32 protein-coding genes are annotated in these 26,863 nt (G+C 32.3%); all 32 read right to left on the bottom strand.

Translation table 11 applies throughout. The features are described from left to right. Positions 1 to 18: 18 nt before the first annotated feature. The 32 genes from ACFSTE_RS04840 to map all read right to left on the bottom strand — a co-directional run bounded on the left by ACFSTE_RS04840 (position 19) and on the right by map (position 26,712). The gene (locus tag ACFSTE_RS04840) at positions 19 to 222 is read right to left on the bottom strand and encodes a helix-turn-helix domain-containing protein (RefSeq protein ID WP_176029649.1); all 204 of its coding nucleotides are present in this window, start codon (positions 220 to 222) and stop codon (positions 19 to 21) included. Between the two features lie 3 nt (positions 223 to 225). Next, positions 226 to 735, bottom strand: a complete 510-nt coding sequence (locus ACFSTE_RS04845; protein WP_378255726.1) for a DUF2975 domain-containing protein — start codon at positions 733 to 735, stop codon at positions 226 to 228. Positions 736 to 957: 222 nt separating this feature from the next. Next, the gene (locus tag ACFSTE_RS04850; RefSeq protein ID WP_176029651.1) at positions 958 to 1,401 is read right to left on the bottom strand and encodes a DinB family protein; all 444 of its coding nucleotides are present in this window, start codon (positions 1,399 to 1,401) and stop codon (positions 958 to 960) included. A 68-nt stretch (positions 1,402 to 1,469) separates the two neighbouring features. Next, positions 1,470 to 2,375 (bottom strand): hypothetical protein, encoded by a 906-nt coding sequence (locus tag ACFSTE_RS04855; protein WP_378255724.1) that lies wholly within the window; start codon positions 2,373 to 2,375, stop codon positions 1,470 to 1,472. 525 nt (positions 2,376 to 2,900) lie between these two features. Continuing rightward, positions 2,901 to 3,551 carry a CPBP family intramembrane glutamic endopeptidase gene (locus ACFSTE_RS04860; RefSeq protein ID WP_378297997.1) on the bottom strand — a complete coding sequence of 217 codons (651 nt, stop codon included), beginning with the start codon at positions 3,549 to 3,551 and terminating at the stop codon, positions 2,901 to 2,903. A 116-nt stretch (positions 3,552 to 3,667) separates the two neighbouring features. After that, entirely contained in the window at positions 3,668 to 4,495 is an 828-nt protein-coding gene (locus tag ACFSTE_RS04865; protein ID WP_176029654.1) for a LytR/AlgR family response regulator transcription factor, read from the bottom strand. A gap of 20 nt (positions 4,496 to 4,515) precedes the next feature. Continuing rightward, entirely contained in the window at positions 4,516 to 5,517 is a 1,002-nt protein-coding gene (locus ACFSTE_RS04870) for a hypothetical protein (protein ID WP_378255722.1), read from the bottom strand. A gap of 113 nt (positions 5,518 to 5,630) precedes the next feature. Beyond that, positions 5,631 to 6,743 carry a serine hydrolase domain-containing protein gene (locus tag ACFSTE_RS04875; RefSeq protein ID WP_378255720.1) on the bottom strand — a complete coding sequence of 371 codons (1,113 nt, stop codon included), beginning with the start codon at positions 6,741 to 6,743 and terminating at the stop codon, positions 5,631 to 5,633. Between the two features lie 301 nt (positions 6,744 to 7,044). Continuing rightward, positions 7,045 to 8,382, bottom strand: coding sequence for a serine hydrolase domain-containing protein (locus ACFSTE_RS04880; protein WP_378255718.1), 1,338 nt, complete (start codon positions 8,380 to 8,382; stop codon positions 7,045 to 7,047). A gap of 166 nt (positions 8,383 to 8,548) precedes the next feature. Beyond that, on the bottom strand, positions 8,549 to 9,319 hold the full coding sequence (locus tag ACFSTE_RS04885) for an MBL fold metallo-hydrolase (protein ID WP_378255716.1): 771 nt from the start codon (positions 9,317 to 9,319) through the stop codon (positions 8,549 to 8,551). A 61-nt stretch (positions 9,320 to 9,380) separates the two neighbouring features. Beyond that, positions 9,381 to 9,959 (bottom strand): Crp/Fnr family transcriptional regulator, encoded by a 579-nt coding sequence (locus ACFSTE_RS04890; RefSeq protein WP_378255714.1) that lies wholly within the window; start codon positions 9,957 to 9,959, stop codon positions 9,381 to 9,383. Between the two features lie 88 nt (positions 9,960 to 10,047). Next, positions 10,048 to 11,217, bottom strand: a complete 1,170-nt coding sequence (locus tag ACFSTE_RS04895) for a hypothetical protein (protein WP_378255712.1) — start codon at positions 11,215 to 11,217, stop codon at positions 10,048 to 10,050. Between the two features lie 181 nt (positions 11,218 to 11,398). Continuing rightward, complete coding sequence (locus ACFSTE_RS04900) at positions 11,399 to 11,866, bottom strand: type 1 glutamine amidotransferase domain-containing protein (protein ID WP_378255710.1); 468 nt, start codon at positions 11,864 to 11,866, stop codon at positions 11,399 to 11,401. A gap of 10 nt (positions 11,867 to 11,876) precedes the next feature. After that, complete coding sequence (locus ACFSTE_RS04905) at positions 11,877 to 12,176, bottom strand: VOC family protein (protein WP_378255708.1); 300 nt, start codon at positions 12,174 to 12,176, stop codon at positions 11,877 to 11,879. A gap of 156 nt (positions 12,177 to 12,332) precedes the next feature. After that, positions 12,333 to 12,527, bottom strand: a complete 195-nt coding sequence (locus ACFSTE_RS04910) for a LytTR family transcriptional regulator DNA-binding domain-containing protein (RefSeq protein ID WP_378298021.1) — start codon at positions 12,525 to 12,527, stop codon at positions 12,333 to 12,335. Then, positions 12,490 to 13,095 (bottom strand): LytR/AlgR family response regulator transcription factor, encoded by a 606-nt coding sequence (locus tag ACFSTE_RS04915; RefSeq protein WP_378255706.1) that lies wholly within the window; start codon positions 13,093 to 13,095, stop codon positions 12,490 to 12,492. Before ACFSTE_RS04915 ends, ACFSTE_RS04910 begins: the two co-directional genes overlap by 38 nt. Further along, positions 13,070 to 14,170, bottom strand: coding sequence for a sensor histidine kinase (locus ACFSTE_RS04920; protein WP_176029664.1), 1,101 nt, complete (start codon positions 14,168 to 14,170; stop codon positions 13,070 to 13,072). The genes ACFSTE_RS04915 and ACFSTE_RS04920 overlap by 26 nt, the downstream gene beginning before the upstream one ends. Further along, positions 14,133 to 14,855 (bottom strand): hypothetical protein, encoded by a 723-nt coding sequence (locus ACFSTE_RS04925; protein ID WP_176029665.1) that lies wholly within the window; start codon positions 14,853 to 14,855, stop codon positions 14,133 to 14,135. Before ACFSTE_RS04925 ends, ACFSTE_RS04920 begins: the two co-directional genes overlap by 38 nt. 404 nt (positions 14,856 to 15,259) lie before the next feature. After that, positions 15,260 to 16,081, bottom strand: coding sequence for a hypothetical protein (locus ACFSTE_RS04930; protein WP_378255704.1), 822 nt, complete (start codon positions 16,079 to 16,081; stop codon positions 15,260 to 15,262). Positions 16,082 to 16,168: 87 nt separating this feature from the next. Continuing rightward, positions 16,169 to 17,269, bottom strand: coding sequence for a serine hydrolase domain-containing protein (locus ACFSTE_RS04935; protein ID WP_378255702.1), 1,101 nt, complete (start codon positions 17,267 to 17,269; stop codon positions 16,169 to 16,171). A gap of 55 nt (positions 17,270 to 17,324) precedes the next feature. After that, complete coding sequence (locus ACFSTE_RS04940) at positions 17,325 to 18,134, bottom strand: helix-turn-helix domain-containing protein (RefSeq protein ID WP_378255700.1); 810 nt, start codon at positions 18,132 to 18,134, stop codon at positions 17,325 to 17,327. Positions 18,135 to 18,529: 395 nt separating this feature from the next. Further along, entirely contained in the window at positions 18,530 to 19,021 is a 492-nt protein-coding gene (locus tag ACFSTE_RS04945) for a hypothetical protein (protein WP_176029668.1), read from the bottom strand. A gap of 47 nt (positions 19,022 to 19,068) precedes the next feature. After that, positions 19,069 to 19,509 (bottom strand): hypothetical protein, encoded by a 441-nt coding sequence (locus tag ACFSTE_RS04950; RefSeq protein WP_378297999.1) that lies wholly within the window; start codon positions 19,507 to 19,509, stop codon positions 19,069 to 19,071. A 152-nt stretch (positions 19,510 to 19,661) separates the two neighbouring features. Then, on the bottom strand, positions 19,662 to 20,744 hold the full coding sequence (locus ACFSTE_RS04955; protein ID WP_176029670.1) for a DUF4331 family protein: 1,083 nt from the start codon (positions 20,742 to 20,744) through the stop codon (positions 19,662 to 19,664). Between the two features lie 149 nt (positions 20,745 to 20,893). Continuing rightward, positions 20,894 to 21,742, bottom strand: coding sequence for a helix-turn-helix domain-containing protein (locus ACFSTE_RS04960; RefSeq protein WP_378255692.1), 849 nt, complete (start codon positions 21,740 to 21,742; stop codon positions 20,894 to 20,896). 245 nt (positions 21,743 to 21,987) lie between these two features. Further along, positions 21,988 to 22,572 carry a hypothetical protein gene (locus ACFSTE_RS04965; RefSeq protein WP_378255690.1) on the bottom strand — a complete coding sequence of 195 codons (585 nt, stop codon included), beginning with the start codon at positions 22,570 to 22,572 and terminating at the stop codon, positions 21,988 to 21,990. Between the two features lie 510 nt (positions 22,573 to 23,082). Further along, positions 23,083 to 23,721: a hypothetical protein gene (locus ACFSTE_RS04970; RefSeq protein WP_176029675.1), complete on the bottom strand. Its 639-nt coding sequence runs from the start codon at positions 23,719 to 23,721 to the stop codon at positions 23,083 to 23,085. A 265-nt stretch (positions 23,722 to 23,986) separates the two neighbouring features. After that, positions 23,987 to 24,148, bottom strand: a complete 162-nt coding sequence (locus ACFSTE_RS04975; RefSeq protein ID WP_378255686.1) for a hypothetical protein — start codon at positions 24,146 to 24,148, stop codon at positions 23,987 to 23,989. A gap of 54 nt (positions 24,149 to 24,202) precedes the next feature. Next, entirely contained in the window at positions 24,203 to 24,325 is a 123-nt protein-coding gene (locus tag ACFSTE_RS04980) for a hypothetical protein (protein WP_378255684.1), read from the bottom strand. A 101-nt stretch (positions 24,326 to 24,426) separates the two neighbouring features. Next, on the bottom strand, positions 24,427 to 24,822 hold the full coding sequence (locus ACFSTE_RS04985; RefSeq protein ID WP_176029677.1) for a hypothetical protein: 396 nt from the start codon (positions 24,820 to 24,822) through the stop codon (positions 24,427 to 24,429). Positions 24,823 to 24,898: 76 nt separating this feature from the next. Then, a complete protein-coding gene (locus ACFSTE_RS04990) occupies positions 24,899 to 25,879 on the bottom strand; it encodes a hypothetical protein (protein ID WP_378255682.1) in 981 nt (326 codons plus the stop codon). Positions 25,880 to 25,947: 68 nt separating this feature from the next. Next, positions 25,948 to 26,712, bottom strand: coding sequence for a type I methionyl aminopeptidase (map, locus tag ACFSTE_RS04995; protein ID WP_378255680.1), 765 nt, complete (start codon positions 26,710 to 26,712; stop codon positions 25,948 to 25,950). Between the last annotated feature and the right edge of the window lie 151 nt (positions 26,713 to 26,863).

A 26,863-nucleotide genomic window follows, 5' to 3' on the forward strand; every position in this document is an offset into this window, starting at 1 on the left:
TATTTTATTTTGGAGGAACTATTCTATATAATCAATAATATCACCAGGTTTACATTCCAGTACTTTACAGATAGCATCCAGGGTCTCAAATCGAATCCCTTTTGCTCTTCCTGTTTTTAGAATCGATAAATTGGCAGGAGTAATACCAATTTGTTGTGCCAAATTTTTGCTTTTCATTTTACGTTTGGCAAGCATAACGTCTATATTTATAATAATTGCCATACTTTATATATATAAGTCTTGTTCGTTTTGAAGATGAAGCCCTTGATTAAATATTTCCGATAGAATAAACACGAAAATACCGAGAAATATATGTAATGAAACAATTATAAAAACAGGTGTTTCCAATTCCACGAAAAGATAGGCGATAAACATCAAAATAATTGAGGCAAATAAGTTGTGCCAATAGAAACGTTTTAGATGTATAATATTTGATTTGGTAAAAATCCTTGGCTGGAAAAACACTTTAAAAACATTAGATAAAAAGAAAAAAAACAGTGTATAGAATAGTAACGGAATTAAGAATGAAAATATCCAGTATCTCCAGGTATCATGCAAAAGAAGAAAAGGGATATCAGTAAACGGGTATTCAATAACTTCCTGTTTTTGAGTGTAATGAATGTTTATGCCTAATGTTTTACAACCTATAGCATATGCTGTTGTTACAAAATAGAGAAATGCCAATAGCGAGGTCACTACATAGAGTGTTTTTGAAATAAATTTTGTCTTCTTCATTATCGATGATGAATAATAATTTACCTCAAAAGAACAAAAAATTATTGTAAAACGATAATTTTTTAAAAAAAAATATTAAAACATGCATTGATACTAAATTCGTGCAGACGTTTTGTGTATACATTATGAGAAAGCCGTTGAGGGACTTTCTATAAAATATCGAAAGGGTATCATCGAAGTGAATTCATTATGTGATGGGCTATATACTATTGGAAATTATATTTATTTCATTATTTGTTCCAGGTGATGTTCTAAATGTGTTACATAATCGTTCATCAGAAATCTCAAGTCAGAGACCTTATTTTTTTCGAATTCAATTTTATAATTCAGCGTTTTTTCTGTTTGTTTCGTAATTAAATTAAGAATTCGGTTATTGATTGCATTCCAGCACTCGACAATCTCTTTGGTGTCAGAATTTTGATAATCATTTGCTTTGACTAACTCATCTTGATTATATCCTCTGATCCGATAGGGTTTGTTTTCAAACTGAATTTCTGTAAATCTTTGAAGGTTGTTAATCCCAGAGTCAATTAAATGTCCTAAGATCTCTTTCTTTGACCATTTTTCAGTAGCTCCTTTCCGACTCATTTCCAATTCAGAAGATTGTACTAGATAGGCGCTTCCTTTTTTTAGTAATTGTTCGAGTTTATTAATTGTTTCAGTCATTTCTCAAGAGTAGTTAGCATTTTATATCAACTGTCGTCTCCATGTATTTATGATGCTGTGGTATGTATTTATTTTTTTGGTCTGAGGTTCTCTATTACCTGAGCATTTACCCAATACCTTTTTCCTATATAAGTACGAGTTCCATCTTTTTTTACTTTCCATTCTCCTCTGGTAAAGAATAGATATTTCCCGTCATAGGTCACATGTGGAGAGCTCTCCTGGAGTTTTGTATTTATTATTGGTCCCATATTTATTGGTGTTAACCAAGAACCATCTTTATGCTTAAAACTGATATAGATATCTGATTGTCCATAGCCGTCTTCTCGTTCTACATCCCACATTAAGTAGGATTCATCTGGTGCAATATAAGGATGAGCGATGTATTCTCCTGTATTAATTTCGGCATTCATTTTTACAGGGGCTTCATATTTGCCATTTATCAGGCGTGAATAACCAAGATTACCATGACCGTTATCTTCTTTTTTAAAAAAAGGAAAATAATAAGTTCCATTCGATGAAACCGACATACCATGTGCCTGTTCTTCTAAGAAGGTTCCCAGGCTTTCGGGGGCTGACCAACCCGAATCAATTCGTTTTCTATACTTTTTTCCAACATACATTGTACTGCCATCAGCGGAGAATTGTGGCCATTTTATATCGGTTTCAGATTCTTGTCCCCAACCATTGTCTTCATATCGAATAACAAAAAATGTTCGTTTTTTATATCTTCCGTTTTTTCTGGTAAAATAAAATTCCTTCATATCAGGTGAAAATATTCCTCCTTCGAACCTCCCTTCTGGAGATACTATTTTGGGATCAAAAAGAGTAGGAGTTAATGTAGGTGGTTCTTCACCAAAATAAGCACTTTCTATAAGGGGTGTTTCAACGTTATTTTCATTCTTATTCTTCGTCTTGCAAGCATTTAAAAACAGGATCAATAAAAGTATAGAAGATACAAAGCTGTATTTATTCATTGTTTAATGATTTCAAAATGTTTGGTATTGTGAGTTTGCGTAGTAATACAAATTGATTATGGATTTAAATGTACAGAATAGCAATAAGAAAACCCAAACTTCTCAACATTTAGTGGATATATGAATCAATTTAATTCTATATGTAATAGCAGCTATTGCCAGAAAATCATTGAAAACTGATATTTAGAACTTCGTATCGGTTTATTCCTGAAATGTGGTTCATATTTCTATGATAAGGACCACATCTGTGTATGGTGTTTAGAAAAAAGAAGGCTAAACATTAGTATATGGTCTGGTATTTTGTGTTATCTATCGCCTTACTATAGTTTATATTGTATTAGTAACACATTTAATTATTTGTACAGATTATTAATTGTATTAACATTCGCTAACTTTTTTTAATCAAATGACCTGTATCCTTGATTTTTATAAATTTATAAAGCAGCAAATCTAGTTCTTAATGTTTGGAGCAAGCCAAATATCGTATAGTGTCTTCTTATAGATACGTTTATTTCTACTTAGATGTTATAACCATCCATTATATACGAAAATTAAAAAAACGGTGTCAAGGAAACCATGAATAGCAATGTTGAACCATAGGTCATTCTTTCGGATATGAAAAATAACAGCCAACAGCATCCCGGTAATGCCGGCCACGATCTGCCCACTAATTCCTTGATAGGCGTGTACCCAACCAAAAATAAGCCCAAAGAGTAAAATATTACAAACAAGACTTATGTTGCTGGAACCGAAAAACTTCGTAAACTGGCTCATTAAATAGCCTCTAAATACAATTTCTTCGGCAAAGGCAGCTGATATCCAAACATACACTAGAATTTTGAGTATTTCTGGCAAGTTCCCAGTGTAAACTTCGAATACAGAAAAATCTATGGGATGTCCAGTAAAATGAGTTACCACGGGTACTAAAACGTAGTAATAGAATAGAAATAACAAGGTGCCAAGTAATGGAGCTGTTAGGAGTAAATTTTTTGCGCTAGACTTGTTCCACCGAAAACCTAAAGATTTAAAAAGGCCTTTTTTGTATTCTATTGCACTTGCGATTAATAGTAATACAGCTGCTATGGTCATTTGAAAATACCCTGATAGGTATAAGATATAACAAAGAGCGATAGTTACTATAGGGGTTAATTTTGTAGTTAAAAAGGTGTTGTTCATATTTTTATTCGTTTAGAATTGAAAACGAAATAACAACGATCCGGGAAGAAAAACCGTTGAAAAACAGTAACTTTTACTGAATGGTATCAAAAAAGGACCTGAATAATCAGCTTGATTTATATTTTATTTCCAAACCAATCTTTAAACGCCTGCTTTTTATACCTACTGATATTTACCTGAAAGACTTTTTGATTAGCAATTGTTGGTTTGAGCAATAACAATAATTTTCCATTTGCTATGGGTTGTATTTGTTCTATAGAACGAGCGTGAAGAATTGTTTGCCTATTAGCTCTGAAAAAACTGTGCATATTGATTTTGTCTTCTACTTCATTTAACGTAAAATCTGTGCTAATGGTTGTTCCATTTGTTTTAACGAGATATACTATTTTATTTTCAGTGAAAAAAAATGCAATTTCATTATACCCGATCAAAGTAATTTTGCCCGCGTGTTCAACTTTAAGCTTTCCTTTTATAGATGCAAGCTTCAACAGCTTATATACATCAGATGCGAATAAAATAGTAATTCCGAGGATACTTAATAGAAGTGTAATAGAAAACCCGGTCAACAGATGATAAAAATTATATGATTTAATACCATGAATCAATCCATTTAATGTAAAATAAAATATAGTATAGACGATTGAAATATATCCCAAGGTCGTGAATAAAAAGCGCAAAAGTATGCGAGTATTAATTTTTTCTACGAAGTGAGTTTTTTTGAAATAGTTAAAATTGAAATAAGCAATGCTTATAATGATACTTCCGAGAAGGATTGAGATAACGATGGGAAACCAAGGGAATTTATAGGATTCATTTAGAGGAAAGTTTTCAGGTGCTGTAAGGTGATTGACTACTATAGATAGTATTACAAGTACCAAAGCACTTCTAACCCAAAAAAATAAAAAATTATCTTTTTGCTTAAAGAAAATGATCATTTTTTTCATTGAAATTATAATCTGTTTTCTTATTTATAAATTTCTATACCCAGTAAGCCTGATATATATAACGATTCTTCTATAAATGTAATGTATTCTGGTTCTACATTTGATTCTATTTTTTCTATTAAACCTCCATTCAAGGAGTCCAGTACATATACGTGTGTTTCCAATTCTGGATCTTGCGCTATCATATATACTTTGTCTTCAGCTACAGTATATGAATTAATCATAAAGTTGTTCTTTCCAAATTCCCATGACAAACTCCCTGTTTTTAGATTATAACAGCTAATGCCTGGAATATCTTCAACCACAACAAATAAATTATTATCAAAAATAGTCTTGCACTGCCATGTAGCTTTTTTAAGCTCTTCAGCATCAAATGAAAGTAATAAATCGCTTGTGCTATTCCATTTTTTGATGGAAATCATTTTCGATTTGTTTGATTCTTCTATGAGCCAATTACTGTTTTTAGAGTTTATAACTCTTATTATTGATTTATCATAAACTTTTTTAGTCTCATTATCAGTTAATAGGAAAACACCGTCAGCTCCACTTAAAAAGATCATATCTTCCTCAATAAAAACAGTATCTACAAGATTGTCTAATTCTATTGTTTCACTTATTTCTAATAATGCTAAGTTTAATCTGCAGTAATAATTCTTATTATTTTCAATAGAAATTGATAAGAATTCTAAATGAAATTTCCGTTTAGGATGTATTCCATCACTGTAGATCCTGTATGGAGTTTCAATGACCTTTAATAATTCTCCTTCTTTATCTAAAACTCCTAAAATTTGTTTTTTTGTAGAGATATCAACAGCTCCATAAATAACATAGGCATCAGTTACCCAAATACTATGTGTACCTATAGGACTTGAATACTCAATTTCATGTTCCCATAACAATATTCCTGATAGTTTTTCAATAGCCAGAATAGTACTGTCCATCCTGAAATAGATATGATTAGAATCGTTAACTTCATTAAAAGCGACGTCAATAATATCTATTGAGTTTAACAACTTCATCATCTTATATCGTTATTGTTTTTTTATTGGACATTCATTTATTGCTAGTAAAATCTGGCTTAATACAGGTGTGATATGCAGCCACACTTGCCGTTTTAACTTTTATGGTAGGAGTATTATTTTAGTTGTTCAATTATTTGATTTGCAGTTTGTTTGATGATTTGATTTGCTTCGGGAAAACTCGAATTGGTGATTATCGAGATTCCATATTCATGCTCAGGGTAAATCATTAGCCAATTTTGACTTCCATAAATGCCTCCATGGTGCTCTATATGAGTTCCATTGGGATCATCAATTACATCCCAAAAATAAGCAAGCCAAATATTATCTACGTCTTTGAATAATTTTTTATGGGATCTTTTTACTATTGAATTGGATGCATTTAATTGCCATTTGATATAATGCAACATATCTAACGAATTAGATTTAACTCTCCCTGCGGCTCCCCAAAGATTAATGGGTTCTTTAAAATTAGGCATTAATTGATGCTTCTCATTGTAACCATTCGCCAAGAATCCTTGTTTGTCTTTGTCTAAATTGATAAAGGTGTTTTTCATTTTTGCAGGTACAAATAGTTTCGTCTTTAACAACTCCTCGAAAGGTTTGTTATAGATTACCTCCAACATATGTGCAACTAAATTAGGGGCAACATTAGAATAACTATACACCTTTCCTGGTGGTTCTGTTAGCTCTAATGATTTCAAATCAGCTAACAGTTTCTGTTTTTTATAGGTGGAGAGTATTTCTTTGGCTTTTGAATAGTTATCAAAATTAGGTGTTTGATATAAGGCGCTTACTTCTCCAATGTTTAGCGGGATACCACTTGTATGTGTGATGAGGTGAATCATTCGAATCGGTTCATCGTTATAAATCAGATTTCTATAATCTTTTCCTAAAATTTCATAAATAGGAGTATTTAATTCTATTTTTCCTTCTTCAATTGCGCATGCGACTAAATATCCGGTCATCGTTTTGGTGACAGAAGCTATCTCATACAGGGTTTCATTAGTTGGTTTGTTATGCTGATTTTTATCCAGTTCTCCATAATGACCTATATAACTTTCTCCTTTATAGTAGACAGCAATAGAAACCGCATTAAATCGAGTGTCTTTTAGGAATCTATCAGCTTCCTTATCAACGATTAAAGTCAGTGTATCCGTTTTGGATTGTGAAGCACAACTGTTAAGTACTAACAAAATAAGATATAATATCTCAAACTTGATTTTCATATGTTAGTTTTTTGATTACTCACAACGTTTAATATATGTTATAACGTTGTAAAATGTTACGGTGTTTTTCATTTTTATTGTATAAGGATTGCTAATTTTCTGTATGGTGAGTATTGTGTATAACCATAGATAGACCCGGTCATTTAATTATACAGCTGTTATAGTTGCCTCTGATGTGATGTTTCAAGGTTTCCTTATGTTATTTTTTAAATCATAATTGATTGATTTTAAAAAGTTTTTGTTTGCTGTTTTGTTGAGAACTTTAGTATAATACCAAAAAAGACAGGTGTGCAATACCCACTTACTCTTTGGTATATTTCCATGTATTCCCGCTTTGTTCAAAAACCATTTGTTTGCCATCTGCCGAAAAAGTAAATGATATCGACTCGGCATACATTTGTTCTAAAACAAACCGATTATTTCCTTTATAAACTAAAGGTTCTTTAAATTCATTTTTTATAAAGTTAATTAAAACATTCTTGTCTTGAATAAAAACAGTTTTTTCGTCAGGTTCATTTTGAGATACATAAACCCCTACAAATTTTTTTACATCATTTTCTGATATTTCTATAGGAGTATCATTTAAATACAATTTGAGAATTTCCTGATATACCCCATTAATATCGATTGTAGCACCGTTTGAAATTAATGTAAAGGCTAATTTTTCTCTGGCAAAATATATTGAAGTAGCTCTAAATTCATCTATACGTCCTCGATGTCCAAACCCATGTCTGTCATTTATTGTGTATCTAAAAAGACCCATTCCAAACCTGTCTTTTACATCCTTCATCAACTGTAGGTTTTCTTCTGAGAGTATTGTTCCGCTAAGTAGGCTTTCAAAAAAAGTATTTAAATCTTTCGGAGTTGAAACAATAGCCCCGGTTCCTTTAGCCGTCGATAAATTAGTTTTAGGGAATTCGTTCCACATATCATCGTAGGTATATGAATAAGATTCATTTGGATTCATTTCTTTCCCTACATATGTGTTATTCAATTGAAGAGGGATGCATATTTTTTCTTGTAAAAGATTGTTGTATGATGAATTATAGACTTTTTCGAGTATTAGAGACAATAGAAAATAGTTAGAGTTACTGTATTCCCCTTTACTATTTGGTTCAAAATTACTTTCGTATGCCGAGATTTTAGACACCATTTTTCTGGGGGATATATATTGTGTTCTGTTTTCAAAAAACCATTTGTCTTTTGTGTAGCTCGGAATTCCGCTTCTGTGTTGTAATAAGTGAGCAATGGTAATCTTTTTTGCGTTTTTTATATTTGGGAAATAGCTTTCTATAGTTTCGTTTAACTTCAGTTTATTTTCTTCAATAGCCTTAAATACTAAAGTAGCTGTGAATGACTTAGTAACTGAACCAATACAATATTTCGTATGTATACCGGCTTTCTGGTTTAATTTTATATTGCTAAAACCAACAGCATTCTTATACACTATTTTTCCGTTTTTAGATAGTATAATACTCCCCATAAATTTATTGTTTTTGTCATAAGCTTCTAATAGGCTGTCGATCTTGACTTGATAGTTCGTCGGTACTTGTTTTGTGGATTGCGTAGATTTTTTGTTTTCTGTACAAGAAAATAAGAGGGTGGTGAAGAGTACTATTAACAAGGTTTGATTATTCATTTTTACTGTTTTTTGATTGATTTTAATTGATATATCAATTAAAATTAAAAAAATAATTGATATATCAAATAATTGTTGTTGTTTTTAAGAAATACTTACTAAAAATAGGGGGGCAAGCTATAATGATCTAAGGGATGTATAGTAGCGGATTTATTAGAATTGACTATTAGTTAAATATCATCACCTGCCCATCTTCTGGGATTAATGTCTTTTCTATCAATCCTTGCCTGCTCAATTCATCTGTTAATTGTTTTCTTGTAATGGGACAATGATTAACAGCTTCTAAATGATTCGCTATTACTTTTCCTGGGGAGTTTTTAACAAATGTCACAATGTCCTCCATCTTCATTAATAATGGTTGAAAAAGGTCTAATTGAGCTCGTCCACTAGCTACAATACTAATTTCTGGTTTGTATTCAGATAGTACTTTGTGAACATCATCTGTATAAATTGTATCGGAACTTATGTACATGGTTTTTTCGTTAGGCAATCGGATATAAACCCCCATTACAGCTCCCATTGGTTTTGCTATAAACCCGTAGCCGTGAACCGCGGGGATACCTTCGATTGTTCCTCCTAAAAACTCAGAAGTTTCCCAATAATTAATTACTTGTGTTATGTTTAACCGGCGTTTAAGAAGTGTTTTTTTATCTTTAAAGCTGCATATCACAGGAATGTTTTTTGATTTTAAAAACTTTTCGGCTTCTTTATCTAAATGATCGGGATGTACATGAGTTATTAAACAATGTGTAGTTTTTTTCACTATTTCCATTGCATTAATTGGCAGGTCAAGTATTGGGTTTCGTTTGGGTTTATACCTAAATAATGTGAAAGAAGGACCGGCGGTTCCTTTTTTGCCAAGCATTGGATCTACTAAAATTACCTTGTTGTGGGTCTCGATAACCATAGTAGCATTTCTCAAATGATGTATTTTCATAATTTTATCTTTTCTCAACGACAAAATTAGAGTGTCAATTCTCTGATTACATTGATTTGAATCAAGAAATACGTTTGCGAATCCTGCTCAATGTTTCAGGGGTAATATTTAGGTAAGAAGCTATGTGATACTGAGGAATCGTTTGTAACCAATTTGGTTTGTAAATCAGAAGCTCGTTATATAATTCTTCGGATGATTTGGTTATTCTGTTGAATTCAAACAGTTCTTTTTGCTTTAGTAGTTTTCGAAAAGACAGATCAATGAATGACTTTCCACATTCGTATTTTTTTAGGATGTTTCTAAACGAATTTTTATCAATAACCAACAACTCTACAGGGGTTAACGTCTCTTGATATTTTTTTGTTTTGGTATCGTTGATAAACGAAGGCAAATCGGTAATAAATTGTGGTTTTGTATAAAAATTTATGTTAGTTTCTTTATTGGCAGAGGCATAAAATTCTCGAATACCCCCTTTGTTTAGAAAGCGTAACTGATTTTCTTCGGTGTTTGCAGCAAGAATCAGAGTGTTCTTTTTGAGCTCTTTTGTGCGGAATAAATCTAATAACTCTTTTAAGCCTTCTCTATTGAGGGGGTATTCTGTTTCAAAAAATGATATTATTTTGGTTATATCTGGTTTCATTCTGCTTGTTGTTAACAGCTTTGTACGTAGATAGTAGGTGATTTCATGCACTTCTTTTTTTTCGATAAATATTGTTCAATACGGGATATTAATTCATAAACGGAGCAGGGGTAACGTTGGGAATCACAATAATATAATCAAAGCCATGCAATGTTTTCTTTAAGGTTTCATCCTCAATTTGAAGTTTATCAGATTTAATTGTTTTCAGAATCTGAGAAATATCGAATAAACTCCAATGTATAGCATCTGAAGCTTCAAAGAAAGGCGCATAATGCTTTAAGTCATTACCAGATGGGTTTATTTTTTGAGGTTCCATCCCTTCAAAAGGGACTCCTTGTATTCCATTTTTTCCTATTATCATAATGTGTAGGGAACTTTCAAAATTTGCATCAGATATATTAGAGACGAAATTACCGATATCATATCCACCTAATATGCTTTGAGCCTTGTTTACGTGAATAGCCCCGTACTTGAATAAGTTTTTACCAGTATTGAATGCTTCAATATTCTTTAGTATTTCATTTTTCATCAATTGAATTCTCAGATGATGATTTTGGTCACGATATATTTCTCGAGATAGTTTTAAGCTGGCTATGATCTTCTGTTCACTGGCACTTAATTTAAGCTTTTCAAGTTCTTGTAGGTTTTGTTCAAATTCATCAGTGAATAAATATGGGCTTCCTTTTCCAGAGGTAAACAACCCAAACTGTTTTTTAGAGTTTATTGCGATATTCGAATAAAGCTCTTTGGCTTTCTTATGTTGTGTGATTTCTTTTAATTTAGAAGCTATTAATCCATCTGCGGTTAATGCTATTTGATCTGTACCAATGATGTTTGTACCTTTTTTTATCAATTTTTTCAGCAACTGGAATTCGGGTGCTAATGCATAAAAAGAAAATGCGTACTTATAATCCGTAATAAATTGATCCAGCTTATCCTGAGGGAGCTTATGTATTTTTTGAGAAATAAAATCTCCAGAATACGGGTCGATCTCACAGAAAAAGTTATCAAATTTTATTTTGGATGTGATTTCAGAAACAAATAATGGGATCTCATTAAAAAAGTGGTCTTCTCCAATTAATGTATTTTTATGAGATGCAATCTCCGTCATAATTTTATCCCAGCCATCACCTTTGAACTGACCTTGCTGGCATGAGAACGTGGCTTTATTAGTATTGATTACTTTTGCTAATGCTGCCTGTCCATAAGTATTTACGGCAAGAAAAAATAACGTTAGTGCTATGTATAGTTGTTTCATTCTTAACTTTTTATTAATAGACGAAAAAATAATTATTTTGTTACTCCAGTAGTTGTTAATACTTTTAGTTAGACAAGATACTTAATAAAAACAACAGCGGTTTAAGTTCACTCCTAAACCGCTGTTGTTTTTATATGCTGTTGGCTATTGGTTTTGCCTAATAGAATACCTCATAACCTAACTATTTTTTTCCTTCATTTAAATTCTCGATTATTTTTAGGGCGACCTCTCTGGATGACAAATAATTTTGCCCGGTTATTAACTTCCCATCGACTTCTACGTGCGCTTTATTTCTGGGAGAGAATTTAAAAACAGCACCTCGGTTTTCTAATGTTTTCTGAATTAAAAATGGAAAATGCCTAAAGTATTCTGCATCTTGTTTCTCGAATGAATCAGGATATCCGCTAACGACTTTATTCTTAAACAGATAATTACCCTCTCTAGTTTTTAGATTTACAATTCCCGCTGTTCCATGACAGACAGACGATACAATCCCATCATGTTGCTCATAGATCGTCATTACTAATGTTTGAATTTCTTTGTTTTCCGGAACTCCAAACATCGCAGCTCCGCCACCTATGTAATGCACGGCTTTATAATTAGCAGGAATGATTTCATCAGGTTTGTTTGTGTTTTTTAAAGCATACATAAAATCGGAATTATATAGATATTTCTTTTCCTGGTCCTTCCTTTTCCCAACGTTTTAGGTCAACAATTTTGGAATTGTCAAACAGTCCTATATAAAAGTTCATAGCCTGTTCTGCATTTTCTTTTTGGAATGTTAAGAATGTTGCGATTTGTCCCTTCATAGTATTTGAGTTTTCTCTTTTTAATTTATTTAAGCTGTCAAGTTCAGCACGTAATTGCCTCAATTCCTCAATTTGTTCATTATTTTGCTTATTTTCAGTACAATTGAATGCTAGTAAAGCTAAGAATAGGATTAATATACTTTTTTTCATAGTTGGTGCTTTTTTCGCCTTTAGAGAATGTCTACATATATGAATAGTAGTAATATATGTCTTACCATTCTAGGGGGTGTTGATTTTAAAATTACAAAACTGCTTTTGATTTATCCCTTAACTCCCTATTATTTTTATACTTTGTAAGCGGTGATATTATTTTCTAACCCAATCTTTAAATAAGGGAGTCCTATTAACGGATGTGATTAATGTACTGTTTTTATTTCCAGTTAATTTGATAGCCACTTTATTCTTACCGTATTGCTCATACATTGAGATAAACTCAATATTGATGAGTTGAGATTTATTGATTCTAAAAAAACATCTTTGGGGATAGGGTTGCTTCGATATGACTCAGCGTTAAGGTTTCCTTTATTATGAATTTCTTATCAGATTCAGTATGCGCGAATAAAACACCTCCTTCAATTTCGATTAATTTAACCAGGTTTACTTTTAGAATACTTACCTTTCCTTTTCCTGACTGAACTACAATACGCTTTCTATAATCGGGGTCTCTAAAGATTTGTAGTGCTTCTATATTACGTTCATTTGTGCCTGAAATTTTTGTTTTTAAAGTAAAGTAGTTTGCCATTACTTTTGAAAATTGTTCATAGGTATATGGTTTTAATAGATAACCAAAACCGTGATTTTCAAGAGCATTAAATGAGTAATGATCATAAGCAGAAATGAATATGAAAGGACAAACGACAGGGGTCTCAGTTAATAAATCAAAAACATTGCCGTCTAAAATTTCAATGTCCGAAAGTACTAAATCTATTGAATGATTAATAAGTGTATGTATAGCTTCTTTAAAAGAACCAGTACTCAACACTATATTTATGGAAGGATCATATCGTTTTATATAATCTTCTACCTTTTTTCGGGATTGTATTTCATCTTCTATAATGAGTATCTTCATTGAGGGGGTAGTTTTCGATAATTAAAGGAATAATGATGGTAAATATATCGTCTTTGTCTTGTATTATTACTTGTTCATCAAGACTAAGTTGATATCGTTCAACTAAGCTTTTTAATCCAGTTTTATTAGAGGTTGATATAGGTTTCTTTGACACTTTCTTAGGGTTGCTTATGATCAATGTTTCGTTTCGTTTTTCAATTGTCAATTCTAGTTTTTCGCCCTCCTTACAGGTATTGTGCTTTACGAAATTCTCAATTAGAACCTGGAGCGTATTAGGGACTAAAAATATGTTTTTAAAATCGTCAATAATAAATCTGATTTGGTAGCAATTGTTGAATTTTACATTAATAATATTCAGGTATTTCTTAGCGAAACTAATTTCCTGACTTAGCGGAATGATAGCTTGATTATTTGATTTTATGATATGACGGTATAAAACAGCAAGGTCTGTTATAAAATCTTTCGCCTCGTTTTTATCTACATCTACCAGATGATGCAATATATTTAGATTATTGAATAAAAAATGAGGTTCAAAACCTTTGTTGAGCAAATCGAGTTGATTTTGTAATAGTGCTTTTTCATGATCGTCTATCTGTTTTCGTAGTGTTACATTTTTATGCATATAAAAATAGCCGAGCATTAAAAGTATAATCGGAATTCCAAAGGATATTTCCCAGTCAAGTGCATTAAGTAATATCAAATTGAATGGGATACCGATGCCTCCGGAAAAGATAAATCTAATAAGCACAAAATAAATGAGAGACCAAATTAGTGTAAGAAATATGGCTAAGAGTAATATAAGAATGTATTGCCGGATATTTGGGTAATAGATTTTGGTATCGAAATACTTAATGACCGGGAATAATACGATTGGAGTTAATATACAATAGCACAGCAGAATTAAATGAATGTCTAGTCTATAAAACTGGACATCTCCTCCGGTTGTATATGTATACTTTATATAATAATTGACGGCACTCCAAATTATAGCATATACAATTAGAAGCGCCCCAATTAAAATATTTTGTCCGGTTTTACTATTTCGAATATTGGTGTACCACATTTCCTTTCTCATCTAAAATTTGGAATACAGCTTCGTCATTATCGTCTACTTTCAAAATAATGCGGGCATTTTGTTTGCTATCATACAGTGTCAATGCAGCATTATGATTTTCGACTCCTAAATTGACTCTGGAAACCATCTGAGATTGTAAAATTTTGAGTTGTTCTCCGGGTTCATTCGTATTAATCTTTGAGTTTCTGGCTTCTTCAAGAAACTTCTTTTTGTCAAAACCAGCATCTTTTCTTGGACTGTCTAAAACCACAAAATGTGCAGCAGAGGTTTCAGGGGTTTGAATTCGGTTATAACCAATTGCCTCTAAGGGAACACCCGTGTAATCCAAACTATTCAAAGCAAATGACATTTCCTTGGTACCTCCGTAACCAATACCGCCAACTTCATCTCCGTCTGGACCTATAAATATAATGGCAGCCATATTGGGAGGCACGTTTCTTTCTATTTCTTCTCCTCCAAAAGGTGCGGTAGTTAAGTCAGTTGTCATTCGGATTCTTTCTGTCCCTAAACTATCGATCATTGTCAGTTTCTTAACCACGATTTCATCAAAATGCTGAACATTGGTGCCTGAGCTTTTAAAGGCGGATATAATAAGGATTATAGAGAATATACCTATGATGGTTACCACACTTTTTAACAAACGATTTTGTTGTTTGATGGCATCATAATTAGAATGTGTATTCATTTTACTTTTTTTTAATTAGTTAAAAATATTTTGATGCAAAATTGTTCTGAATACCTTCTTATTACAAGTGCTTTCCATTTAACTTAGGTATTTATAGGTTTAACTTGGTTTAATCAGGGGTAACTGTTTTTAGTGTATGATTTTGTCATGTATTGGCGGAACTAATTTAGTAAATACAGACAGTATAGAAAACCTGTATGAATTTTCATAAATAGGAGAGTGCTAACTATATTTTATACGCCATGTTGGGAATAATTTTTTATGCTTTCTAAAATTGCTATTGTAAATAGAATAATATCTATAAAATAGGACGTAAACTACCACGTGTTACCAGGTAGAGGGCGATGATGATTACATACAATGTTATATTTTTTGCCAATTTATTTATGCAGGATATGTTCATCTTACTCTAGGGAATCACCGATTCCATCTAAACGTATTTTTATAACCTTGTTACTAGACATGGTGTAAAAACCGGATGACTCAGAACTTTTTACGCTAAGATCATTCGATGAGTTTTCTGTCATACTTATGTCTGATCCAATAAAGCAACGTTTCTCCAGATCAAAATAATATGTGGAGATGCCAGTTATTTTTTGGGTATAATGTCCTTCCAGGTCCTTTGTTAGCTTAAGGGTTGAAATATCCAATAGCCCTTTCAAAATGGCACATTTTCTACCTTGTATCGTTCTAATTTTAGTAAAAGTTATTGTATTAAATCCTTCATTATATAATGAGGGGTCCTCTTCAAGAGGAAGCTTAAGTGGAATTTTATAAGATTCTCCTCTTTGTATATTTGAAGCGGGAAGGGGCATTAAAAGTTTAAAATACATATCAGCATCTGATTCCCCAAAGTTTCCATTTGGTGTTATATCGGCAATAGTTTTTGTAGGAATAGTCAAAGAAGATGAGTCGTTGAGAGTCCCATCTTCTTTGAACCATTTATACTGTAATTGTAAGTCTTTTATACTAAAATCGGCAAGTTGATTTGGCTTTGCCTGAACAGTAATAGTACTCTTTTCGACTATTGCCGATTTTAGCAGAGGACTGTTTTCTGACTTCTTAAACTCACTTGATACCGTTACTTTTAGTGAATAGACGTATGTATTGTTATTACTGAAATCCCAAATTAATTTAAAGGCTTCAGAATCATTATTGATATTTTTCTTTGGGCTCCCACAACTGGCAATTACTATACTTAGTAGTATAAGTATTGTTTTATTCATATTAATTTAGTTATCTATAACAGTAAATATAACAAACGTAGTTGAGCTGAAGAGGCATTATGTTTTGTTATATTGTGTCAATAGCTTTTATTTTTTAATTGCTGGTACAATATATTCACTTAGTAGTTTAGATGTTTGATTATGAGATTTCATTCCTCCGTTGTAAAACGAACTAGTCAGAACAACGACCATATCTAAATCAGGGAAAACAACTACTTTATTTCCACCTGTTCCTGTCATATAATATGCTTTTTCATTACCAAAATCTGAAATCCACCACAAATAACCATATTTATATTCTCTATCTACATTGAATTTTGCTTTGGGAGTTGTTGATTTAGTTACCCAATCTTTAGAAATTATTTGCGTTCCTTTCCATTTACCTTGATTTAAATAGAGTTGACCGAATTTGAGTAAGTCCCTACTGCGAAGCCCTAATCCACCGCCAGTCATTGGGATATTTATTGGAGTCATCTGCCAATGATAATTTGATATACCTAATTTATTAAACAATGATTTCTTTGCATAGGTGTCTAAATTACCGGAAATATGATTTATAATATCCCCCAAGACAACCACTCCGGCAGTACAATAACTAAAACTTCTTCCGTATTCAGAATTTTCAGGTTTTGTTACCCATTCAGGATATCCTTTTATAGGCAAATCCCAGTAGAATTTTACCCAATCTTCTACTAAATACATCCGTTCTTCATTTCCTCTTGATAGTTGATTCCAGTCATCACATTCTAATGATGACGACATTGTAAGCAAATCTTCGATGGTAATACTATCTTTTCTGACATCAGGGTAATAGATGTTTTTTCTTTTTGAATACTTCGAAGCAAATTCCTTTTCGGATGTCAGTTTCTTATCATCAATTAAACAACCAATTAGAGTTCCGGCAATCGTTTTGGTAGCAGAACGGGTATTGTGAAGCGTTGAATCTTTAGCCCCGTTATAATATTTTTCGAACACTAAATTTCCTTGGTGGGCAATAACAATACTGGTGATTTGTTTAAAATGACTGGAAGCGATAAGGCTATCCATTTTTTTTAAAACCTTATTCCCAGTTAAGGAATTACTTGTATTCCAGCCATCTTTTAGTTGTCTGGGAGTGAAAGAGGTTTCTTGTCCAAGAAGTACTTGAGAGAAAATGAGTATAAATAGTGTTAGCTTGAATTTGTACATTATGATGTTTTTTTAGCAAAGAACTCAATTCTATTTCGTAAAAAATTGGAAATTCTTAACCTAGAATTTTAATCACCTCTTTCGGGGTGTATTTTAGGTGTTTTTTAAATTCTAAAATCATATGACTTTGGTCGTAATAATTCATTAAATATGCAATGTCTGTTAGCGTGTGTTTTTTGGTCAGAATAGCATTCAGTGTTTTATTTAATCTAATCTCTCTGCAATATTGACCAAAAGTTTTTCCATAGAACTTATGAAATGTTCTGGAAAGATATACTGGATGTAATTTCAGTTCATTGCTTATTTGCTCAAGAGTGATTCTCTCTTCTGAATATTCGTAAATCAATTCTTCGAGTTTTTTAAACCAGTGAGGCTTTTTTCTATCGGTCTTTTCATTCGATTCCTTAATTCTTGATAATAGCTGTAATAGTAACAATTCAATACTAGCTTGATTAAAATTATCTGATTGTTTTGATTCGAGTAAAATTTTGAAAACAAGATTCTTGGAGAATGAATCTTGAACTTTTATGCTCCCTTCAATATTGGCGATGTCAAAATTCAACTTCTTAGCCCAATTTCTATTGATTTCTATATGAGCTCCTCTCGTAAATTCGGGAGGTTTTATATTTCGATGAAAATCCTGCCAGTTGTGAAATAAAAGAGCCCCTTGAGATAAGGTATACTTTTCTTTTTTATTTTCTTCAATTAGTTTGCCCTGAAGTAAAAATGTAAAATAAGGGTTTTCGTGTGAGTGCCAGTCCACGTAGTCATGTGTGTATTCTGTATCAGTTACTGTGATTCCATTAAAACTCAGCTTATGATTTAACTCTCCAAAATACTGTCCTTCTTTTAATTGTTTAATCATTTTTTGATGGGGTCTAATTGATACTATGGTTTCCTATATGTATCGTAGTAATGCAAAATGTTACTGCACGGTTCTATTTTTCTATGCAGTAGCAATTAACATTTTCATTGAATAAACATTGTACTTTATCAAAAATACAGCAATCATTTGATTGATTCCTTAGTTGCTATAATTACATATAATAATGATGTTAGAGTATATTATTTTTATTTTACATTAGATTTTTACTTCAATCAAATTCAGTTTTTTTCATTTCTTAACATATCTGCTCAAATAAATTAACCGTTTCTAGTTTTAACTAATAAGCCGTATAGGAGAGGTCATAGTTCCTATGAATATTTTATATTTTGCGGATAGTTGTTATCTAGTTAATAGAATTTATGTACGGCACAATTTTAGAGTACCTTCTCAGACTTGAACATTTCTTTTCTTGTCAACACCAGACCGATAGCCATCAATATGCAAAACATAAAAGGGAAGATAAAGAATGGTACTCCCGTCTCGGTAAAAAACCTAAACACACTATACGCATCCTGAAAACCGAGCCAGATAAGGGCGACCAACATATACCACCAAGCCCACTTATGACCATCTCTTAAAGCAAAGCGACTAATCATAATGATTGAGAAAGCCCCTATAATTATGTTGACAGAGCTTAGGGCGGAGATGAGGTCAAGAAAATCACCAGAATCCTCTGACACGTTGATCATATCATTATAACTAAAGTCCAGCTTAGCGATAACCAAATCCCAGGTGGAGTCCGGATTACTTTTAGACATCATCGAAGTAATGAACATTGTCCAGCCTGCCATGAAAGGAATAAAACCAGCTGCAAAATTCCACTTCCAGCTTTTTATTTCATTGTGTTGTGTTGTTGATTTTTTCATCTTACTGATATAATTATTGCAAGTATTGAATGTATATGGTGAATTTATTAAAATTCAAACCCCAGATGAAACCCCATTGTTCCTTCTACTTCCTCTGAGATAACTGTACCGATTACGGGACCGAAATGAAACCAGGCTGTCGGTCTGATATTGATCTCGGATTCGGTATAGGCTCCAAGTTTAAAATCCCTATGATCACTTGACAAAGCAAGGTTTACCCCTGCATTGACAGTAATCCAGGGGGCTGGATTTATACCTCCAAGTAACGCTATATCGTGCAAGGTTTCCTCTTCTTCAAATTTTGCAGTATAAGAAAAGCCTGCTCCCCATTTATGAGTAAACCAGTAAGTAAAGTGAATTTCTGTACCTATTACTCCTTTGTCACGTTCAAAAGAATAGGCATAAATACTGGAAGTTATGATTTCGTAAACACCTGTTTCCTGTTCTTTTTCATGTTTATGCTCTTGTGCAAAGGACAGATTACCCATGCTTATAAAAAAAATGCATAATGTGATTATGATGCCTTGTCGCTTCATTTTGTGCAGATAACTTGTGAATTAAAATTATGTACTGGCCTTTTGGCTATTCAAAGAAGTTGTGCCAGCGAACATGACACAACGGTCTCATCATAGTTTGAAAGTCAATCAGCTGATACTAAATATGGAAAACTATCGGTAAAGTTTGCTGTTTTTACATCAGTATAGTTAGGAAATGGTTTACCTACCAGGATTTCCAGAGCAGTATCCATTGCATTGTCTGTAAGGTTTCTCCCGTTTATAACAGGCATCGTATAGGAAGCAGGTGTACCTACAATATAGGGGACATAATCCGGCAATAGTAGTTCTGCCATTTTTTTAGCATAAGCCTTTGGGTCTGATTGTGATTTTGATAAGCTCGCATAGGTCTCTATTACCCTAATACAGTTTTCTCTTCGTTCATCATCATCTAGTATATTCCCTGCATTTTGTTTATCTCGATCTCCTTGTGTTTCCATATACAGATGAGGTAATAGTACATGACCAATTCTGTTGACTCGATGCCAGTGTGCGTGATCATGTCCTTTTTCAGTCCCCTTTATTTTAGCTGCTGAAGAAGCATGGTAGTAAATTTTATTTCCCAACATTTCATTTGGTACATCCACCACTATGGTTGCAATTTTAGCCGTTTTAAATAAGTCATTTCCTTTGTCTGAGGAAAATACAGTTTCATCCCATTCTCCTTTTTCAACAGTTGCCTTCAGTTTTCCATATAAAGCTTCTCCATTTCCATTAAAAGGATCTTTCACAATACCAGCCCATACTCGCATCCCATTCTTTAAATGAATAGTTTCATTGATAGTACCTTTGCCAATTCTTTTTCCTTTATCTCCTAATTGAGGATTGGGACTTGGAGCGGCATAAATTCTGATATTGTTATTAGAAAAACTAAATCCGAAAGAAATACCACGATCCATATTTTCATCAAAGCCAATGTGTAGTTGGCGATATCCGTTTTTGTCTCCAAAGTTTTTATAAAATGTAGAATCTGTAGATGCCTGCGGGTTGAAATCTACAATAAATGTGGTCATGCCCTCATTGGAAGAAGGGAAGCAATAAACATCTGTTAAGTCGTACATAGGGTACTTCTGAGCCAATTCGGTTTCGAAGTGATGTCCTGCGGTTAGTATAATAAATCCTAATGCCAGTAGCGGGATATACCTTAACTTTTGAATTTTAGACAGCATGATAAAATATTTTTATGAATTATTGGTGCAAAGGTAGGCTAGGGGGCAGGATTCGTTGATAGCATTTTTCCCTTTTGATTTAGCATTATCTCAAAATGTTTTGAGATACAGGATAGTAAAAGTGATTGATATTGAGGGGGATGCTTTTTCTATTTTGTTAATTGCTTTATCTTTTTCCTATAATGTGAGGGAGAAATTCCTGTATTTGTTTTAAAAAATCTGCTGAATGTATAAATGTCTGTAAAACTCAATTCTTCGGCAATTTTACTAATTGATTTAGAAGTATGCTTTAGTAGTCTTACCGCTTGCAATTGTCTTCTTTCTTTTATGATTTCAAAAGGAGTTCTGTTATCGTATTTTTTAAAAAGATTGGAAAGGGATTTTGGAGAAATATGAAGCATCTTTGCATAAGCTTCTACAGTTGTAATCGTTTTATAGTGTTTTTCAATTAAAAAATGATACTCTTTAATGATATCTACTTCAAAATTAGTGGAAATGAATTCGATATTTTGAACTTTGAAAGCTCTGGTAGATACTGCAATAATCAGGTCAATCGTACTTTGTAATACAGGTAATTTATAGGCATCTCTATTCTGCAATTCCTCAAATAACCAATTCCATGTCCATTCGCAGAAAGATAGCATTTCATTTGTTAATGAAATCTTTGGAATATTAGCCGATCCAAAAAACAACACGCCTTGACAACCAAGCTCTGAGTGTTTTTGGTCTTTGCAAAAAAAAGCATGATTGAAATGCATGATGCGTAATGTAGTAAATTTTGTATGCTCTATTACATTTGCTTCGGTAAGGAATAGAACACAATTTTGTTTAATGGTAACCAATTGATTATCTATATGAAAGGTAGCGGGTTCTCCCACATTCCATATAATACAGAAACTCCCTTGTGTTAAGTGATTCAATTCATCAACCTCATGATACTGAACTTCTAGCATTGTAAACACTTCATTTATCTCTGTTTGGTAATGTGACGAAATCATATTAGCTATTTTGGTACGGTTCTATAAAGGGGATAATATCACCTAAATTAGTATAACTTAGTTTGTCAGTTTTACCTATTTATTTGTCAATGCTTCAAATTATGGGCTTTGTTTGTTTTTTTATGACCACCGAGGATTCGACTATAAATAGTTGCTTATAGTTATAAGGTAGTAAAAAGTAATAAAGCGAGGAATATTCGCAAGAATATTCCGATTGGCACTTACATACTCAATTATTAATAGCTTTATTTTATGTCAATTTCTTTTACCATTGACTTAACAGGAATTGCTGTGATCTTTTCTTTTGTTTTCAAAAAGAGATATTCACTGGTTTTCCCAATAAGTATTCCTTTTCTTATATCTCCATCATTAAATTTTACTCCAATCGTTTTGCCTTCAGTTTCAATTTGTTTTTTAATGGAATTCCCATATCCATCTGAGGCAATGTACAGGTAGCTCAAAAGAATGATAGAGTATACGGTATATCTAACCGGGTTAAACCATTTTTTCTTATCCATTCCCATATTAATCTTTGAGTAAGATTCTGGATTCTTTTTTTTCCAATAAACATCAAACCGGATTAAAGAGAACCCAAAAAATATTGAGCCAAAGGAAAACAATAACACTTTTATGTCAGAAAACGGAGCGATTAAAAAATCAAAGATATCTGCATACTCGAAAATATTAATTCCAAATTGGTGATATTTTTGAAATGAAAATAACATTCCTATCCCAACGGTTATAATATAACTTATCGACATTAGGGTTTGTAATTCTCCAATGATTACTTCGTAAGAGTTTTTTATTAGTCCTTCGTCTGTTTGTTTCATATTACTGTTAATGTTATGTATAAGAAACGTAAGACTGGTAATAAGCGATACGTTCCGGGTTGGTATTAAGTCAAATATAAATATTTTGCTTTTATCATTTTTTGATATATCTAAAACTTTTCTATTTCCGAAAACTTATTGGGGATGCTCTATCCTTATTTGACAGATTTAGGTAGAAGTCAATATAATATTTTGTTTCCTGATTTTTCTGAGTGATATACAATATCGGTCTTAGCCGTGATTTCGTTATAGAGTTATCAGGGAGATATTTCGTCGAAATTCAGTCGTTTTATTAATATGTTTGTTCGTTGTCTATTCCGTATAACCCTAAATCCTTCCAACCCGTGTTTTCCTGGCAGGCTTTTATACCATGACGCATTTTTCTTTGTAAAAAGAATACCATCCGGTTTTACTTTTCTGAATTCAGAAAACGCAGTATCAATTTTTTCTGTTATTATTTTTTCAAGTAGCGTATAATACTTTGGAATTGTTAATAGCGATTTTTTTTGGTTAATTATTATCTCCAATTTGATAGAAAAGAATTCTTTCGCTCAGGTAACTTTTACTATAAATTAAAATTCCAATATCTCTAAAGTCATGATTTATATCTTCAATTTCGAAAAAGCCAAATTCTTCGATATCACAATTAGGAATGTTCGTTAGAAATAATTTGAAATCCTCGATAAAATTATCAAGAAGAGCTACTCTATCTCTCATCATGTTTCCATGGAGTATTTTTTTGAATTTTAGACAGATATTCTCAGGATTCGTTTTTTTTAAATCTGGATTAAAAGTTGCCTCTGGAAATAAAATTTCTAAAAACCTAGCGCTAAAAGAGCTTTCAAGTTCATCTTCTCGATTTTTAAACAATTCTTTGTTGTCTTGATAAATTTCAGTTTGATAACCGACGGTATTTATTTCACCAAGTATTTCCTTTGTTTTCGTATGTATATCGTTGTTCTCGAAGCTCCTTTCATACAATAATTCATTGGTTGTTTTTAATTCATTTTCAGCAAAGGAATAAACATGGTTTGTAAATATTGTGGGGATATACCCACTAAACTTAGTCCAATTAACAAAAGCTTCTCCATACTCACTAAACAGGTCATTTCCGTATTCTTTGTAATAATCAATAAATGTACGTCTCATAGTTTACTTTCTTACTACTAACTGTTATGGTTAGTACGGGAATTAAAAAACAATTAACTTCTGGTTTAGCGTTAGCCAAAATTTTGCTGTTGTTTTTATTTTTTTAAAGCCAAATATGAGTTCATGAGTACTGTTGAAAACAGGCATTCTGCGAACTACATCAACGATTCGGCGGATACTATAAAAATACACTAAACTTTGGATTCTCCCTCAAACTCCATGTTAATTATACTCCATGAAGTGTGTCATTTTACTTTTCTAGTATCTATACCTGACATTTCTTTTCCAAGGACTTTAAAACAATGCTAATTTTCCGGAACTCCTCATCAGATTCCAGGGTTACTCTTTTTTTATCCGCAGTACTTTTCTTCTTGGGCTCTAACAATAAAGGGATACATCCATCTATTAAGAGATGCTCTAATTTCATATCCTTTAGGAATTTCTGTATTAGAGGATGAAAGAGCTTCTGGATTTGATTTTTTTAATCTGTTTTTAGAATAGTTTCCGAATTGATCTTAATAATTAATGCTTTTTCAATGTTTTGATTCTGCCATTTTACAATCTTTTTTTCGATTGTTAAATGATCGAATTGCCAGCGGTTCATTTTTAACTTATTACAGATGTGAAACAAAAAATTATCTGAAGAACTAATATGTTCAAATCGCACTATTTTCTACAATGTTTCTGGTTATTAAAATAAAAAAGCTACTCAAATAAGGTGTTGGTTCTTTTTTCCAGGGTTTCAAGGTCAAAGTTATCATAAATCGTTTCAAATCCGACTACTTTTTTATTTAGAATCCAGCAGATCTCTCCATATCCGTGAAGTCTGTTTTTAGGGCTAAACTTTTTGATAGTCATAATTCCTTCTTTTGCCCAATCTCCATTCTCTTGTTTACGCAACCAATCAGGATAGTAACTCTCAGGACCAATAACAGAACAGTCTATAAGTATTATTTCCCGCTTGTATTGTTTTTCCCATTTCTCCACAATCTTTTTTGAAATTACAGAATAACCAGACCAATTAAAAAAGCAGAAAACGATGCATTTATTTTCTGTTTCAATGAGCTTGGAAAAGTCTGCTTTATTTTGGATTGATTTCAATTGTATTTTATTTTATTTCTGAGAATTATACCTCATGTTTTGATTATATGGTGTTTTAATGCAGTTTATATTTTGTTTACTTTTCTACCTGATTATTGATCCAGATCATTAATTGATCTTTATTTATTGCATTCCAAGTTGCCTGGGTATTCTTTTTTTGTGATTGATTATCTTGTGGTTGCAATACAATTAATTCGGTGTTTTTATTACCCATCAGTTCCAATTCGGCTAAAAAACCAACCATATCGGTCGCATTATTTTCATATAAAGTCCTTAGTTGATTTTTTAGCTTGTACTTTATTGCAGGTTCTACATACGCTCTAACAGCATAATCTTTATAAGTCTTAATATTTCTATTCTGTTCATCAAAGTAACTGTAGGATGAAAAATCATAATAACTCTCTGGATTTGTTAGGGGAGTACCTTTCAAATAGGTTTCCAACATATAATTTATAAATTTTGGTTCCCAAAGGTCAATTCGGTTGATTCTTATATCTCGTTTATGCTGTTTCCATTTTCTTGTAAAGTCTAATGTAAAGTTGCAAATGACAATACCTTTTATGTCGAGTCGAAACTCGTAATCACTCTCTGTCATAAATTTAATATATCGCATTGCTCTATGACCGACTAAACTGGCTCCTAAAAAGAAAATATTGTCATTTGGTAAATTATATTTTTCAAATACTTTTTGAATCAGATTATGAACAGAATTCATAGATTCTTTAGAAAAGTAAAAATCAAGAGGGGTTTCAGTTGAGACCGACAATACAGCAAAGCCTTTCTCAGAGGCTTGATTATACAACTGTTTTGAGCTCATATTTTTTTTGTCATACGTTGAATCCTCCAGGAAGATGAGCACTCCTTTACTTTTCTTATTTTCAGGAAGCATTAGTGTATATCCTTTTTGGATAAAAGGCAAAAAATCATTTTCTCCAGTTCCGATTCTAAGACTATCTTTTTTTGCGGGTGCATACTCTTCAATTATTTTCTGCGAAAAAGACTTGACACTGAAAATGATAAAGAATAGGAAAAAGAATGATTTGAACGATATTTTCATTATCGATTATTTTCAATTGTGTATAGGGTTTCTTGGATGATGTGTTTGCTTTCCGAAGGAGATATATTTTAATCCCAAATTCCATTTGATTCGGTTAAAACTATAGGTTTATAATCTGTGATTAATATTGTTTGTTCGTGTTGCGTTACATACCCACCTTTATTACCAACTAAGGTCCATCCATCACTTAATTCCACCGCAACAGTAGACTTTGTTGCTATAAAAGTTTCTATTGCAACGGTAGTATTCTTTCTAAACCTTTCTCGATTTGTTTTAACCCTATAGTTTAAAATATTTTCCGGGGCTTCGTGTAAACTTCTCCCAACACCATGACCCGCTAAGTTTTTAATTACTTTAAAACCTGATTTTTTAGCTTCGGTTTCTATTAAATATCCAATGTCAGAAATTCTTACTCCTCCTTTGATATTGTTTATTGCTTTGCGTAAAATATTTTTAGAGGCATTTACCAGCGGTTGGTGATTATGGATGTCTTTTCCCAGGACAAAGGAGCCTCCGTTGTCAGACCAAAAACCATTTAATTCGGCAGATACATCAATATTAATCAGATCACCTTCTTTCAATATTTTTTTTTCGGATGGTATTCCGTGAGCAGCTTCTTCATTTACACTGATACAAGTGAATCCGGGAAAATCATAGGTTATATTAGGGGCTGATGTTGCTCCATAGCTTTTTAAAATTTCACCCCCATATTCGTCCAGTTCTTTGGTAGACATTCCGACTTTAGCATATGCTCTCATCAGTTTTAGTGTGGTTGCGACTACCTCACTCACTCTTTTCATTCCAACTAATTCAGATTCTTTTGTTATTGACATGCTATGTTCATTTAATTGGTTACAATGCTAAATATATGAATAGGAGAAAAGCAAACAAAGTTGAATCAATCAATTTCTCTGTGAATTTTTATTTCTTATTAAACTTATAAAAATTTGGCGTCACTGCAAAAACCAAATGAACCTTCCATCT

This window comes from Aquimarina hainanensis, assembly GCF_042684685.1.
Lineage (GTDB): Bacteria > Bacteroidota > Bacteroidia > Flavobacteriales > Flavobacteriaceae > Aquimarina > Aquimarina hainanensis.

What these genes read in the sequence shown, in the direction of transcription:
- ACFSTE_RS04860 (WP_378297997.1), bottom strand. Translation starts at nt 3,551, where the DNA reads ATGAACAACACCTTTTTAACTACAAAATTAACCCCTATAGTAACTATC.
- ACFSTE_RS04980 (WP_378255684.1), bottom strand. Translation starts at nt 24,325, where the DNA reads ATGAACCGCTGGCAATTCGATCATTTAACAATCGAAAAAAAGATTGTA.
- ACFSTE_RS04850 (WP_176029651.1), bottom strand. Translation starts at nt 1,401, where the DNA reads ATGACTGAAACAATTAATAAACTCGAACAATTACTAAAAAAAGGAAGC.
- ACFSTE_RS04990 (WP_378255682.1), bottom strand. Translation starts at nt 25,879, where the DNA reads ATGAAAATATCGTTCAAATCATTCTTTTTCCTATTCTTTATCATTTTC.
- ACFSTE_RS04840 (WP_176029649.1), bottom strand. Translation starts at nt 222, where the DNA reads ATGGCAATTATTATAAATATAGACGTTATGCTTGCCAAACGTAAAATG.
- ACFSTE_RS04950 (WP_378297999.1), bottom strand. Translation starts at nt 19,509, where the DNA reads ATGGGTAATCTGTCCTTTGCACAAGAGCATAAACATGAAAAAGAACAG.
- ACFSTE_RS04955 (WP_176029670.1), bottom strand. Translation starts at nt 20,744, where the DNA reads ATGCTGTCTAAAATTCAAAAGTTAAGGTATATCCCGCTACTGGCATTA.
- ACFSTE_RS04970 (WP_176029675.1), bottom strand. Translation starts at nt 23,721, where the DNA reads ATGAGACGTACATTTATTGATTATTACAAAGAATACGGAAATGACCTG.
- ACFSTE_RS04920 (WP_176029664.1), bottom strand. Translation starts at nt 14,170, where the DNA reads ATGAGAAAGGAAATGTGGTACACCAATATTCGAAATAGTAAAACCGGA.
- ACFSTE_RS04865 (WP_176029654.1), bottom strand. Translation starts at nt 4,495, where the DNA reads ATGAAAAAAATGATCATTTTCTTTAAGCAAAAAGATAATTTTTTATTT.
- ACFSTE_RS04930 (WP_378255704.1), bottom strand. Translation starts at nt 16,081, where the DNA reads ATGAATAAAACAATACTTATACTACTAAGTATAGTAATTGCCAGTTGT.
- ACFSTE_RS04885 (WP_378255716.1), bottom strand. Translation starts at nt 9,319, where the DNA reads ATGAAAATACATCATTTGAGAAATGCTACTATGGTTATCGAGACCCAC.
- ACFSTE_RS04895 (WP_378255712.1), bottom strand. Translation starts at nt 11,217, where the DNA reads ATGAAACAACTATACATAGCACTAACGTTATTTTTTCTTGCCGTAAAT.
- ACFSTE_RS04940 (WP_378255700.1), bottom strand. Translation starts at nt 18,134, where the DNA reads ATGATTAAACAATTAAAAGAAGGACAGTATTTTGGAGAGTTAAATCAT.
- ACFSTE_RS04900 (WP_378255710.1), bottom strand. Translation starts at nt 11,866, where the DNA reads ATGTATGCTTTAAAAAACACAAACAAACCTGATGAAATCATTCCTGCT.
- ACFSTE_RS04925 (WP_176029665.1), bottom strand. Translation starts at nt 14,855, where the DNA reads ATGAATACACATTCTAATTATGATGCCATCAAACAACAAAATCGTTTG.
- ACFSTE_RS04870 (WP_378255722.1), bottom strand. Translation starts at nt 5,517, where the DNA reads ATGATGAAGTTGTTAAACTCAATAGATATTATTGACGTCGCTTTTAAT.
- ACFSTE_RS04960 (WP_378255692.1), bottom strand. Translation starts at nt 21,742, where the DNA reads ATGATTTCGTCACATTACCAAACAGAGATAAATGAAGTGTTTACAATG.
- ACFSTE_RS04905 (WP_378255708.1), bottom strand. Translation starts at nt 12,176, where the DNA reads ATGAAAAAAAGTATATTAATCCTATTCTTAGCTTTACTAGCATTCAAT.
- ACFSTE_RS04975 (WP_378255686.1), bottom strand. Translation starts at nt 24,148, where the DNA reads ATGAAATTAGAGCATCTCTTAATAGATGGATGTATCCCTTTATTGTTA.
- ACFSTE_RS04875 (WP_378255720.1), bottom strand. Translation starts at nt 6,743, where the DNA reads ATGAAAATCAAGTTTGAGATATTATATCTTATTTTGTTAGTACTTAAC.
- ACFSTE_RS04945 (WP_176029668.1), bottom strand. Translation starts at nt 19,021, where the DNA reads ATGAAAAAATCAACAACACAACACAATGAAATAAAAAGCTGGAAGTGG.
- ACFSTE_RS04880 (WP_378255718.1), bottom strand. Translation starts at nt 8,382, where the DNA reads ATGAATAATCAAACCTTGTTAATAGTACTCTTCACCACCCTCTTATTT.
- ACFSTE_RS04845 (WP_378255726.1), bottom strand. Translation starts at nt 735, where the DNA reads ATGAAGAAGACAAAATTTATTTCAAAAACACTCTATGTAGTGACCTCG.
- map (WP_378255680.1), bottom strand. Translation starts at nt 26,712, where the DNA reads ATGTCAATAACAAAAGAATCTGAATTAGTTGGAATGAAAAGAGTGAGT.
- ACFSTE_RS04915 (WP_378255706.1), bottom strand. Translation starts at nt 13,095, where the DNA reads ATGAAGATACTCATTATAGAAGATGAAATACAATCCCGAAAAAAGGTA.
- ACFSTE_RS04855 (WP_378255724.1), bottom strand. Translation starts at nt 2,375, where the DNA reads ATGAATAAATACAGCTTTGTATCTTCTATACTTTTATTGATCCTGTTT.
- ACFSTE_RS04965 (WP_378255690.1), bottom strand. Translation starts at nt 22,572, where the DNA reads ATGAAACAAACAGACGAAGGACTAATAAAAAACTCTTACGAAGTAATC.
- ACFSTE_RS04935 (WP_378255702.1), bottom strand. Translation starts at nt 17,269, where the DNA reads ATGTACAAATTCAAGCTAACACTATTTATACTCATTTTCTCTCAAGTA.
- ACFSTE_RS04890 (WP_378255714.1), bottom strand. Translation starts at nt 9,959, where the DNA reads ATGAAACCAGATATAACCAAAATAATATCATTTTTTGAAACAGAATAC.